This window comes from Streptomyces sp. NPDC055955, assembly GCF_042270245.1.
Taxonomy (GTDB): Bacteria; Actinomycetota; Actinomycetes; order Streptomycetales; family Streptomycetaceae; genus Streptomyces.
Genome location: NZ_JBHJYS010000021.1, coordinates 104,156 through 115,637, shown reverse-complemented (window position 1 = coordinate 115,637; position 11,482 = coordinate 104,156). Strand labels below are relative to the sequence as shown.

The window sequence follows — 11,482 nt, the reverse complement described above, 5'->3', positions numbered from 1 at the left end:
AAAGCCCGGTTCCGTTTGTTGATTGAAAGATGCCCCGCTTAGCGTCGGTCCGGCTGTCCGCCAGATGTACGCCGCGCCCGCGGCACCGGACAGTCATCGCCGAGTCCCCCAAGGCGCGAGCCGGGGGAGCCGGGGACCCACCGTCCCTGGGGTGAATCGGACGCCCTTTCCTGAAGGGGGTCCGTAGGAGACCTTCCTGCTCCGAACCCGTCAGCTAACCCGGTAGGCGAGAAGGAAGGAAAGGATCAGCCACTCCATGGCGTTCACCCGTGCCACCGGGAAGCACCGTCGCCCGAGCCGTCTCACGCGTACCACCGCGCAGGTCGCCGGCGTCGCCGCGCTCACCACGACCGGTGTCATCGGAGGCCTCGCCGCCCCCGCCCTCGCCGCTGACGACGCGTCTCTCGAGCAGACGGGCCTGACCAAGGCCATCTCCATCGGTGACTCCCTCGCGCAGCAGATCGACGCGCAGGCCGCCGCCCAGCAGCAGGCCGCCGACAAGGCGGCCGCGAAGGAGAAGGCGGAGGCCGCGGCCAAGAAGAAGGCCGAGGAGGACCGGCGCGAGGCCGCCGCCAAGGCCAAGGCCGAGCGTGAGGCCAAGGAGCGCGCCGCCCGTGCGGCCGAGCGCAAGCGCCTGAACGCCTTCGTCCTGCCCGTCACCGGCTCGTACGTGTCGACCGCGTACAAGGCCAGCAGCGGCCTGTGGTCCTCCGGCAGCCACACCGGCATCGACTTCCACGCCGCCAGTGGCACCTCGGTGCACGCCGTGGGCGCGGGCACGGTCGTGGAGGCCGGTTGGGGCGGCGCCTACGGCAACAACATCGTCATCAAGATGAACGACGGCACGTACACGCAGTACGGCCACCTGTCGTCCATCGGCGTCTCCGTCGGCCAGACGGTCACCCCGGGCCAGCAGATAGGCCTCTCCGGGGCGACCGGCAACGTCACGGGCCCGCACGTCCACTTCGAGGCGCGCACCAGTCCCGAGTACGGCTCGGACATCGACCCCGTCGCGTACCTGCGCTCGCACGGCGTCAACGTCTGACCCTCGCCGCGTACGCGCGACAACGCACCGAAAGCCCCGGCTCGCCGAGCCGGGGCTTTCGGCGTCACCGGCCGCGGTCGTCACCGGACCGGCGCGTTCGTTCCCGGCGGCGCTGTCCAAAAAATATCCATGGATTACGGCCCGCCGTCGGAAATTCGGGCCCGCTGGAATAGAGTCGCTGGGAAAGCGCGCTGAACGGACTTCGATCGCGCTGCACGAGCGACTGTCTACCGCGTTTCGCGGGGATTAAGGCGGAGGTCGGTCCATGCGCATTCCGGCGCACTCGGTATGCACGGCGATCCGCGACGACATCGTCTCCGGTGTCCACGAGCGCGGCGGCAGACTCACCGAGGAGGTGCTCGCCCGTCGCTACGGCGTCTCCCGCGTTCCCGTGCGCGAGGCGCTGCGCACCCTGGAGGCCGAGGGCTTCGTCGTCACCCGCAGGCACGCGGGCGCGTGCGTCGCCGAACCCACCACGCAGGAGGCGGCGGACCAGCTGGAGATCCGGATGCTCCTCGAGCCGCTCGCCGCGGCCCGCGCCGCGCAACGCCGCACCGAGGCGCACCTGAAGGTGCTGCGCGGCCTGGTCAGGCTGGGTCAGGAGCGCTCCCGGCAAGGTCGGAGCGAGGACCTGCGCGCGCTGGGCGGCTGGTTCCACGAGACGCTGGCACAGGCCTCCGCCAGCCCGGGGCTGATCACGATGCTCACCCAGCTCCGCCACAAGATCGCGTGGATGTACACCGTCGAGCAGCCCGCGCGGCCCGCCGACTCCTGGGCCGAGCACGGGGCGATCGTGGACGCTGTGGCGCGCGGTGACGTGGAGCGCGCGCGGGCGCTCACGGCGCAGCACACGGAGCGCGCGATGACCGCCCACCGCCTGCGCGCCCCTCGTACGGGTGGCCGTGTGAGGACTTCGCAACATCCCGTCAACACACTGGGGCCTCAGCATTAACAAAGCCGCCGTATACAAATAGGGCGGCCTATTTCCAAGGGCTCTTTCTGTGCTGCTCCGGAATTATGGGAACGGACTCACGGAAAGACAAAGGGTCTGCTCGGAAAATCCGAACAGACCCTTTAATCGGCGCGATCTTCTGCGAGCAGTGAACGACGCCCAAGAATCCGGACGTCCGGTACGGGTCACTGTCGAGCCCCGTACCGGCCTGTGTACTAGACGGTCTCGGGAAGCTCCTCGAGCCCCTCGGAGACCAGCTTGGCCAGACGGTCGAGTGCGATGTCCGCACCCTCGACGTCGGAGGCCAGGACGATCTCCTCGCCGCCGCCGGCGCCCAGGCCGAGCACCGCGAGCATGGAGGCCGCGTTGACGGGGGTGCCGTCGATCTTGGAGATCGTCACGGGGACGCCGGCCGCCGTGGCCGCGCGGACGAAGATGGAGGCGGGGCGGGCGTGGAGGCCCTCGGCCCAGCCGACGTTGACGCGGCGCTCAGCCATGTGATGCTGCCCTTCAGGATTCTCACGGTTGTCTAGACCAGTCTCCCACACCGGTGGGCGTGCCCGATATGGGTCCTACGTACCGCCCGTACACGCCCGTCGGCCCTCATAGCGTGCCTTCGGCCCGCTCGCGCCGCGACCCGTACGACTGTCACCGCCGCGCCGTACGCTGTGCCCATGCAGACCCCGTCGGACCGGCACGCATACCCCGCCCACTGGGAAGCAGACGTGGTGCTGCGCGACGGCGGCACCGCGCGCATCAGGCCCATCACCATCGACGACGCCGAGCGGCTCACGAACTTCTACGAGCAGGTCTCCGACGAGTCGAAGTACTACCGCTTCTTCGCGCCGTACCCCCGTCTGTCCGCCAAGGACGTCCACCGCTTCACCCATCACGACTACGTGGACCGGGTGGGGCTCGCGGCCACGGTGGGCGGTGAGTTCATCGCGACCGTCCGCTACGACCGCATCAACGCCCAGGGAATGCCCGCCTCCGCCCCCGCCGACGAGGCCGAGGTCGCCTTCCTCGTCCAGGATGCCCACCAGGGCCGGGGCGTCGCGTCCGCGCTCCTGGAGCACATCGCCGCCGTCGCCCGCGAGCGGGGGATCCGCCGCTTCGCCGCCGAGGTGCTGCCCGCCAACACCAAGATGATCAAGGTGTTCACGGACGCCGGATACACCCAGAAGCGGCACTTCGAGGACGGCGTCGTCCGCCTGGAGTTCGACCTCGAACCCACCGAGGCCTCGCTCGCCGTGCAGCGCGCCCGCGAGCAGCGCGCGGAGGCGCGCTCGGTGCACCGGCTCCTCGCCCCCGGATCGGTCGCCGTCATCGGGGTGGGCCGCACGCCCGGCGGAGTCGGCCGCAGCGTCCTCGACAACCTCCGTGACGCCGGCTTCACCGGCCGCCTCCACGCCGTGAACAGGGCGTTCCCCGACGACCTGCGCGACCTGGACGGTGTCCCCGCCCACCGCTCCGTCCACGACATCGACGCCGCCGAGCCCGTCGATCTCGCCGTCGTCGCCGTCCCCGCGCGGTACGTCCCCGAAGTCGTCGCCGAGTGCGGCGAGCGCGGGGTGCAGGGGATCGTCGTGGTCTCCGCCGGATACGCCGAGTCCGGCAGCGAGGGCCGCGCCCGCCAGCGTGAACTGGTGCGCCAGGCACGCTCGTACGGCATGCGCCTCATCGGGCCGAACGCCTTCGGCGTCATCAACACCTCGCCCGCGGTGCGGCTCAACGCGTCGCTCGCGCCCGAGATGCCGCGCGCCGGCCGTATGGGCCTGTTCGCCCAGTCCGGGGCCATCGGCATCGCGCTGCTCGCCCGCCTCCAGCGGCGCGGCGGCGGAGTGACCGGAGTGACAGGTGTGTCGACCTTCGTCTCCGCCGGCAACCGCGCGGACGTGTCGGGGAACGACGTACTCCAGTACTGGTACGACGACCCGGACACGGACGTCGCCCTGATGTACCTCGAAACCATCGGCAACCCGCGCAAGTTCACCCGCCTCGCCCGCCGCACGGCGGCCGCGAAGCCCCTCGTCGTGGTGCAGGGCGCCCGGCACAGCGGCATCGCGCCCCTCGGCCACGCGGTCCGCGCCACGCGCCTGCCGTACGCCACCGTCTCCGACCTGCTGCGCCAGGCGGGTGTCATCCGCGTGGAGACCATCACCGAACTCGTCGACACCGGCCTGCTCCTGGCCCGCCAGCCCCTCCCGCCGGGCCCCCGCGTGGCGATCCTCGGGAACTCGGAGTCGCTGGGCCTCCTCACGTACGACGTCTGCCTCGCCGAAGGGCTGCGGCCCAAGCCCCCGCTGGACCTGACGACCGCGGCGTCCGCCGAGGACTTCCACGCGGCGCTCACCGAGGCGCTCGCGGACGACAAGTGCGACGCGGTCGTCGTCACGGCGATGCCGGCGGTGGGGGAGTCGACCGCCGAGGACGCGGCGCTCGCCGAGGCCCTCAGTTCGGCCGCGTCCGGCACCCCCACCAAGCCCGTCCTGGTCGTCCACGTGGAGCTCGGCGGCCTCGCCGAAGCGCTCTCCGCCGCCACCAGCACGGGCCCCCGGGCACTCGCCAGGACCCCCGGCGGCACCCCGGCCGGACGCCCGCCCACGGACGAGCTCGCCCCGACGCCCGCGCTCATCCCCGCCTACCCGGCCGCCGAGCGCGCCGTCCGCGCCCTCTCCGAAGCCGTCAAGTACGCCCAGTGGCGGCGCGACGCGGCGGAGCCCGGCAAGGTCCCCGAGTACGAGGACATCGACGAGACGGGCGCCGCCGAGCTCATCGCCGCGCTCCTCGCGAAGGACGAGGACCCGCGCGGCACCGAGCTCGCCCCGGAGGACGCCCGCGCCCTCCTCGCCCGCTACGGCATCGACGTACGCCAGACCCTCGCCGCCCCCGGACCCGACGAGGCGGCCGCCGCCGCGCACACTCTCGGCTACCCGGTCGCCCTCAAGACGACCGCCCCGCACCTGCGCCACAGGGCCGACCTCGGAGGGGTGCGCCTCGACCTGGCGAACGAGGGGGAGCTGCGCCGCGCGTACCAAGAGCTGTCCGAGACGCTCGGCAAGCCCGAGGAGCTGAGGCCCGTGGTCCAGGCCATGGCGCCCCGCGGCGTCGACACCGTCGTCCGCGCGGTCATCGACCCGGCCGCCGGCGCGGTCCTCTCCTTCGGGCTCGCGGGCGCCGCGTCCGAGCTGCTCGGCGACACCGCCCACCGGCTGATTCCGGTCACCGACCGGGACGCCCAGTCGATCGTCAGGGGCATCAAGACAGCGCCTCTGCTCTTCGGCTGGCGCGGCGCCGCGCCGGTCGACACGGCCGCGCTCGAAGAGGTGCTGCAACGGGTCTCGCGGCTCGTGGACGACCATCCCGAGGTCGTCGCCGTGTCCCTGGAGCCCGTCGTCGTCGCCCAGAGCGGCCTCTCGGCCCTCGGCGCCTCGATACGGCTCGCCCCGCCGCCCGCCCGCGACGACCTCGGCCCGCGCACCCTGCCCGCGTACTGAGCGGGCCGGGTGAGACGAGCCCCACATACGGGTGATTTCCGCGTCCGTCCACAGGCGCACCGCGAGCCCCCCGCCGGGCTTTAGGATGGACCTCATGGCCAAGACCAGTACGACGACCCAAGGGCTCCGCGCGGCGATCGAGCGCAGCGGCTACTACCCGGCCCTCGTGGCCGAGGCGGTGGAGGCCGCGGTCGGCGGCGAACCCATCGGTTCGTATCTGGTCCACCAGGAGACCACCTTCGACTCGAACGAGGTGCGCAGGCACGTCACCGTGCTCGTCCTCACCGGGACCCGCTTCATCGTCAGCCACACCGACGAGCAGGCCGCGGACAGCACGTCGCCGACGCCGTACGCCACGACGTCCACCGAATCCGTGAAGCTCGACCGGATCTCGTCGGTCGTGCTCAGCCGCGTCGTCGCCAACCCGGAGAAGTACGTCCCGGGCACCCTGCCCCGTGAGGTCGTCCTGACCATCGGCTGGGGCGCCGTCGCCCGCATCGACCTGGAGCCCGCGGCCTGCGGCGACCCCAACTGCGAGGCGGACCACGGGTACACGGGCAGCTCGACCGCCGACGACCTGAGCCTGCGAGTCAGCGAGACCGGGGACGGCCCCGACACCGTCCGTCAGACCCTCGCCTTCGCCCAGTCCCTGTCCGAGGCGACCTCGGCGACAGCGCGCTGATGGCCACGCCCGCCTGGGACGACGTAGAGCCTCTCGCCGTCCGGTCCGCTCCTGTGCCCGAGTACGGCGCCGGCTCCCTCGCCGACCTGCTGCCCACCCTCGGTTCCCACCTGGGCGTCCCCGGCTGCACTCCCGCGATATCCGAGCTCGCGCCCGCCGACCGCGCGTGCGTGTTCCTGATCGACGGGCTCGGCTGGCAGCAGCTCCAGGCCCACCCGGACGAGGCCCCGTTCCTGACCTCGCTCCTCACCTCCTCGCGCGGCGGCACGGGCCGCCCGATCACCGCGGGCTACCCGGCGACCACCGCGACCTCGCTGGCCTCGGTCGGCACGGGCCTGCCGCCCGGCGCGCACGGCCTGCCCGGCTACACGGTCCGCAACCCGGACACCGGCGAGCTGATGAATCAGCTCCGCTGGATCCCCTGGACCCAGCCGCACGTCTGGCAGCCGTACCCGACGATCTTCCAGCGCGCCCACGAGGCCGGTGTGCACACCGCGCAGGTCTCCGCCCCCGCGTTCGAGTCGACGCCTCTCACGAAGATCGCCCTCAGCGGCGGCACCTTCCGCGGACGCCTCTCCGGCGAGGACCGCATGGACCTGGCCGCCGAGCAACTGGCGGCGGGCGACCGGTCGTTGGTGTACACGTACTACAGCGAGGTCGACGGCAAGGGCCACCGCTTCGGTGTCGACTCCGACCCGTGGCGCGGCCAGCTCATGTACGTGGACCGCCTCGCGCAGCGCCTCGCCGAGCAGCTCCCCCCGCGCAGCGCCCTCTACATCACGGCCGACCACGGCATGATCGATATCCCGTTCGATGAGCACTCCCGCATCGACTTCGACGAGGACTGGGAGCTGCGCGCCGGCGTCGCCCTGCTCGGCGGCGAGGGCCGCGCCCGCCATGTCTACGCGGTGCCGGGCGCCGAGTCCGACGTCCTGACCGTGTGGCGTGAGGTGCTCGGCGAGCAGTTTTGGATCGCGAGCCGGGACGAGGCGATCGAGGCCGGCTGGTTCGGCCCGCACATCGACGAGCGGGTCTACGCGCGCCTGGGTGACGTCATCGCGGCCGCCCACGACGACGTGGTGATCATCGCCTCGGAGCGGGAGCCCAAGGAGTCGGCCATGGTCGGCAACCACGGCTCGATGACCGCCGCCGAGCAGCTCGTACCGCTGCTCGAAGTACGCTCCTGATCGTCCCCCTCCACCACCGCGGAAAGGTCCTCAACTCCCCATGCCCGAGCTCGTGTTCTTCTCCGGAACGATGGACTGCGGAAAGAGCACCCTGGCTCTGCAGATAGAGCACAACCGCTCGTCGCGCGGCCTCAAGGGCATGATCCTCACGCGCGACGACCGGGCCGGCGAGGGCAAGCTCTCCTCGCGCCTCGGCCTCGTCACCGACGCCGTCGAGGTCGCCGACGAGCTCGACGTGTACGCGTACGTCGTCGACCAGCTGTCCCAGGGCGGCCGGGTGGACTACGTCATCGCGGACGAGGCGCAGTTCCTCGCCCCCGCCCAGATCGACCAGCTCGCCCGCGTCGTCGACGACCTGGGCCTCGACGTCTACGCCTTCGGCATCACGACCGACTTCCGGTCAAAGCTGTTCCCCGGCTCCCAGCGCCTGGTCGAACTCGCCGACCGCGTCGAGGTCCTCCAGGTCGAGGCCCTGTGCTGGTGCGGCGCCCGCGCCACGCACAACGCCCGCACCGTCGGCGGCCGGATGGTCGTCGAGGGCGCCCAGGTCGTCGTCGGGGACGTGGACCGGAGCGACGACGAGGTCGGCTACGAAGTCCTGTGCCGACGCCACCACCGCAAGCAGCTCACGAGCGCCACGGCCCGCGCGGCGGCCCTGTCTCCCGAGGTGCTGCCGGTCGCTTCGGCCTGAACGCCTGAACCACCGCCGGGGTCCGCGAGGAGGCCCCAGGGCCTTGCGTTCGGATCATGCCGGGTTCCCTGATCCGGCCTGATGCGAACCAAAGGCCCTAGCGTCTTGCATTCGGATCATGCCGGGCTCGCGGGTGCCGGTACCGCGCCTCGCGGCGTTGTCGTCGGTCGCCGACGCTCCGCGTGGTCTCCTTCCCCCGCCTTGCGATGCACGGCGCCGGCACCCGCTCCCTGCGCCGGCCTGATCCAGGCGAAAGGCCCTAGCCCTCAGTGCGCGGTTCCGACCGTACGAGGGTGAACACCGCACCCTCCGGGTCCGCGACTGTCGCCAGGCGGCCCTGAGAGTCGTCCCGCGCGGGCTTCAGGACGTGGCCGCCGAGCTCCTCGACCAGGGACACCGACTCGTCGACGTCCGCCACCTCGAAGTACGTCATCCAGTGCGCGCCCCGGTCGCGCGGGAGTGCCTGGCCCACGCCGTGCACCGAAGCCACCGGGGTGCCGTTCAGGTGCAGTGTCAGATAGTCGAAGTCGGCGGAGACGACGGCTTCTTCCTCGTAGCCGAAGGTCACCTCGTAGAACTTGGCGACGCTCGCCGTCTCCTGGGTCACCAGCTCGTTCCACGCCGGAGCCCCCGGCACCCCGGTGAGCGCCATCCCCAGATGTTCGGCCGCCTGCCAGATGCCGAACACCGCGCCCGCGGGGTCCGACGCGATGGCCATCCGGCCCGCCTCCCCGGCGTCGAGCGGGCCGACGCCGACCGTGCCGCCGCAGTGCCGGATGCTCTCGGACGTGGCGTCCACGTCGTCCGAGGCGAGGTACGGGGTCCAGGCGACGGGCAGATGGCGGTCGGGCGGCAACTGCCCGATCCCCGCCACCTCGTGGCCGTCGAGCAGGGCCCGCACGTAGGGGCCGAGCTGCTGCGGTCCCGGCCGGAACTCCCAGCCGAACAAAGCCGCGTAGAACTCCTGGGTCGCCGCCATGCCGTGCACCATGAGACTCACCCAGCACGGGGTGCCCGGCGCGCGCCTGGCTGCTGCCTCGGTCATCGTCACTCTCTCCTCGGAACAAAATCACGTGTCGCAACGCGCCCGAGCTGATGCCTGCACTCCGCGGCGGTGCGACGCCCGTCGCCCGCGCCGCCACAGACGGACGCCTCGCACGAGGATGCCCGGTCAGATGTCCGTATCCATTGCCGCGCCGTAGCCTCGCGATGTCGGTCGGTCAACGCTCGGTAGTCGATCGTGCACGCTAGCCGACCGACGGCGCTCGGGCCAGAGCATGAGCAAGGATGGCCCTCATGAATGCCATCATCACCGCAACCGAACTCATGAGCGAGTCGGCGGGCGGGATCCCGCCGGTCATCCTCGACGTCCGCTGGCAGCTCAGCGCGGCCAAGGCCGCGGGGGCCCCGGCCTTCGACGGGCGGGCCGCATACGAGGCCGGACACATCCCCGGCGCGGTCTACGTCGACCTCGACGCCGACCTCGCGGGACCGGCCGGAGCGGCCGGCCGGCATCCGCTGCCGGACGTCGCGTCCTTCGGCGCCGTGATGCGGCGGGCCGGTGTGTCGGCCGACCGGGACGTGGTCGTGTACGACGGAGGGCAGGGCTGGGCCGCCGCGCGCACCTGGTGGATGCTGCGCTGGACGGGTCACCCGTCCGTGCGAGTGCTCGACGGCGGTCTCGGCGCGTGGGAGGGTCCGCTGGAGACCGCGGTGCCCTCACCCGTGCCGGGCACCTTCGAGCCCGCGCCGGGCGCCGTGGGGCTCCTGGATGCCGACGGGGCGGCCGCGTTGGCCCGCTCGGGGGTCCTGCTCGACGCCCGCGCCGCCGAGCGCTACCGGGGCGACGTGGAGCCGATCGACCGCGTAGGCGGCCACATCCCGGGCGCGGTGTCCGCTCCGACGTCGGAGAACGTGGCACAGGACGGCCGTTTCCTGCCCGTCGAAGCGCTCGCCTCCCGCTTCAAGTCCCTCGGCGCGTCCGGGGATTCGGGCGAGGTGGGCGTGTACTGCGGCTCCGGCGTCTCGGGCGCCCACGAGGTGCTCGCTCTCGCGGTGGCGGGCATCGATGCGGCGCTGTACGTCGGTTCGTGGTCCGAGTGGTCCTCGGACGCGTCACGCCCCGTGGCGACCGGCCCCGATCCCCAGTAGGGCACCGGCAGTAGAGAACACGAGAGGGGGCCCGCGCCGATGTGGCGCGGGCCCCCTCTGCGTGCGGTTCGCGTTCTGCGTACGCCTTGTGTCGTCCGTACGGCTTGCGTCGTCCGTACGCCTTGTGTCGTCCGTACGCCTTGCGGCTACCGGTCCTGCTTCTTGCTGCTAGTCCTGCTTCTTGCGGCGAGTCCCGAAGACGATCTCGTCCCAGCTCGGCACGGCCGCGCGCCGTCCGGGACGGACCCCGTCGGCCTCCGCCTGGCGGTCGGTGGTGCCGGTGAGGCGGTCCCGGTGTCCCGCGACGCTGCGGGGCATGAGGACGTCCGCGTAGGCGGAACCCGCTCCCGCGGACGCGGCGGGAGCCGGGGGCTCCTCCGCCTCGGCGGGGTCCGGCTCGTCCGTGACGGGCTCGGGTGCGGGCACCACGGGGCGCTCGGGGACCACGATGTCCCCGCGGTAGCTGGGTACGGCCTCCAGGAGGCTGGTCAGCGAGTCACGCTCGGTCGCGGAGACGGCCGTCGGACTTTCCTCGGTGATCTCCGGTGCCGGGGCCGGCGGCGCGGGGCGCTCCAACTGCCGGTCGAGGGCCCGGTCGAGCGGGCGGTCGCGGGGCAGCCTCGCGATGCGCGGCACGAACGGGAAGCTGGGTTCCGGCGCGGCGATGTCGTCGGTCTCGCCGATGAGGGAGCGCGCCTCGTCGTCGACGGCCTGGACGAGCCGCCGGGGCGGGTCGTACGTCCAGCTCGCCGAGTGCGGCTCACCCGCGACCAGGTAGACGAGCAGGACTTCCCAGGTGCCGTCGTCGCGACGCCAGGAGTCCCACTGGATGGTCTCCCTGTCGGCGCCGCGCAGCACCAGACGCTCCTGCACCGCCTCGCCGAGCTGGGGGCCCGCGTTCTCGCCGGGGCGGCGTACGGGGGTCTTCCTGGCTCGCTCGGCCATGAAGGCGCGCTCCGCGAGAACAGGGCCCTCGAAGCGGCGGACACGGTCGACGGGGATCCCGGCGAGCTGGGCCACCTCCTCGGCGGAGGCACCGGCACGTATACGCGCCTGGATGTCGCGGGGGCGGAGATGGCTCTCCACCTCGATCTCGATCTGGCCGAGGCGCGGACGGTCGCCGCGCACGGCGGCCCGGAGGCGCTCATCGATCGGAAGCGTGTACTCCGTGCTGTCCGCAGCCTTCAGCACCAGCCGTGTGCCGTCGTTAGAGACGGCCACGACACGCAGTTCGGGCATGGGGACCTCCCGGGTGGTGCCTGCCGACGTCACGTGCG

General features: G+C 72.2%; 10 protein-coding genes and 1 riboswitch. Of the genes, 7 read left to right on the top strand and 3 right to left on the bottom strand.

The annotated features are described in order from the left end of the window. Positions 1–87 precede the first annotated feature (87 nt). Positions 88–244: riboswitch (cyclic di-AMP (ydaO/yuaA leader) on the top strand. A gap of 12 nt (positions 245–256) precedes the next feature. Together ACFC96_RS33920 and ACFC96_RS33915 are read left to right on the top strand one after the other, a co-directional pair. Further along, positions 257–1,045: a M23 family metallopeptidase gene (locus ACFC96_RS33920; RefSeq protein ID WP_376250828.1), complete on the top strand. Its 789-nt coding sequence runs from the start codon at positions 257–259 to the stop codon at positions 1,043–1,045. 265 nt (positions 1,046–1,310) lie between these two features. Continuing rightward, positions 1,311–1,997 (top strand): GntR family transcriptional regulator, encoded by a 687-nt coding sequence (locus ACFC96_RS33915; protein ID WP_376615765.1) that lies wholly within the window; start codon positions 1,311–1,313, stop codon positions 1,995–1,997. A gap of 215 nt (positions 1,998–2,212) precedes the next feature. Here the strand turns inward: ACFC96_RS33915 and ACFC96_RS33910 are convergent, their stop codons facing one another. After that, on the bottom strand, positions 2,213–2,494 hold the full coding sequence (locus ACFC96_RS33910; RefSeq protein ID WP_376250832.1) for an HPr family phosphocarrier protein: 282 nt from the start codon (positions 2,492–2,494) through the stop codon (positions 2,213–2,215). Positions 2,495–2,671: 177 nt separating this feature from the next. Here ACFC96_RS33910 and ACFC96_RS33905 point away from each other — a divergent pair, with 177 nt between their 5' ends. The 4 genes from ACFC96_RS33905 (at position 2,672) to ACFC96_RS33890 (ending at position 8,054) form a co-directional block, all read left to right on the top strand. Continuing rightward, on the top strand, positions 2,672–5,494 hold the full coding sequence (locus ACFC96_RS33905) for a GNAT family N-acetyltransferase (RefSeq protein WP_376615764.1): 2,823 nt from the start codon (positions 2,672–2,674) through the stop codon (positions 5,492–5,494). Between the two features lie 94 nt (positions 5,495–5,588). Next, complete coding sequence (locus ACFC96_RS33900; RefSeq protein WP_376250836.1) at positions 5,589–6,176, top strand: DUF5998 family protein; 588 nt, start codon at positions 5,589–5,591, stop codon at positions 6,174–6,176. Next, positions 6,176–7,363, top strand: coding sequence for an alkaline phosphatase family protein (locus ACFC96_RS33895; RefSeq protein ID WP_376615762.1), 1,188 nt, complete (start codon positions 6,176–6,178; stop codon positions 7,361–7,363). Before ACFC96_RS33900 ends, ACFC96_RS33895 begins: the two co-directional genes overlap by 1 nt. Positions 7,364–7,403: 40 nt before the next feature. Further along, complete coding sequence (locus tag ACFC96_RS33890) at positions 7,404–8,054, top strand: thymidine kinase (RefSeq protein ID WP_376250840.1); 651 nt, start codon at positions 7,404–7,406, stop codon at positions 8,052–8,054. A gap of 259 nt (positions 8,055–8,313) precedes the next feature. Here the strand turns inward: ACFC96_RS33890 and ACFC96_RS33885 are convergent, their stop codons facing one another. After that, on the bottom strand, positions 8,314–9,099 hold the full coding sequence (locus tag ACFC96_RS33885; protein ID WP_376615761.1) for a VOC family protein: 786 nt from the start codon (positions 9,097–9,099) through the stop codon (positions 8,314–8,316). 251 nt (positions 9,100–9,350) lie between these two features. Here ACFC96_RS33885 and ACFC96_RS33880 point away from each other — a divergent pair, with 251 nt between their 5' ends. After that, the gene (locus ACFC96_RS33880) at positions 9,351–10,205 is read left to right on the top strand and encodes a sulfurtransferase (protein WP_376615760.1); all 855 of its coding nucleotides are present in this window, start codon (positions 9,351–9,353) and stop codon (positions 10,203–10,205) included. A 168-nt stretch (positions 10,206–10,373) separates the two neighbouring features. Here ACFC96_RS33880 and sepH read toward each other — a convergent pair whose 3' ends face one another. Beyond that, entirely contained in the window at positions 10,374–11,444 is a 1,071-nt protein-coding gene (gene sepH, locus ACFC96_RS33875; protein ID WP_376615758.1) for a septation protein SepH, read from the bottom strand. Positions 11,445–11,482 lie beyond the last annotated feature (38 nt).

Coding starts and splice junctions, on each gene's coding strand:
- ACFC96_RS33900 (WP_376250836.1), top strand. CDS start 5,589: ATGGCCAAGACCAGTACGACGACCCAAGGGCTCCGCGCGGCGATCGAG.
- ACFC96_RS33880 (WP_376615760.1), top strand. CDS start 9,351: ATGAATGCCATCATCACCGCAACCGAACTCATGAGCGAGTCGGCGGGC.
- ACFC96_RS33895 (WP_376615762.1), top strand. CDS start 6,176: ATGGCCACGCCCGCCTGGGACGACGTAGAGCCTCTCGCCGTCCGGTCC.
- ACFC96_RS33890 (WP_376250840.1), top strand. CDS start 7,404: ATGCCCGAGCTCGTGTTCTTCTCCGGAACGATGGACTGCGGAAAGAGC.
- ACFC96_RS33905 (WP_376615764.1), top strand. CDS start 2,672: ATGCAGACCCCGTCGGACCGGCACGCATACCCCGCCCACTGGGAAGCA.
- sepH (WP_376615758.1), bottom strand. CDS start 11,444: ATGCCCGAACTGCGTGTCGTGGCCGTCTCTAACGACGGCACACGGCTG.
- ACFC96_RS33910 (WP_376250832.1), bottom strand. CDS start 2,494: ATGGCTGAGCGCCGCGTCAACGTCGGCTGGGCCGAGGGCCTCCACGCC.
- ACFC96_RS33915 (WP_376615765.1), top strand. CDS start 1,311: ATGCGCATTCCGGCGCACTCGGTATGCACGGCGATCCGCGACGACATC.
- ACFC96_RS33920 (WP_376250828.1), top strand. CDS start 257: ATGGCGTTCACCCGTGCCACCGGGAAGCACCGTCGCCCGAGCCGTCTC.
- ACFC96_RS33885 (WP_376615761.1), bottom strand. CDS start 9,099: ATGACCGAGGCAGCAGCCAGGCGCGCGCCGGGCACCCCGTGCTGGGTG.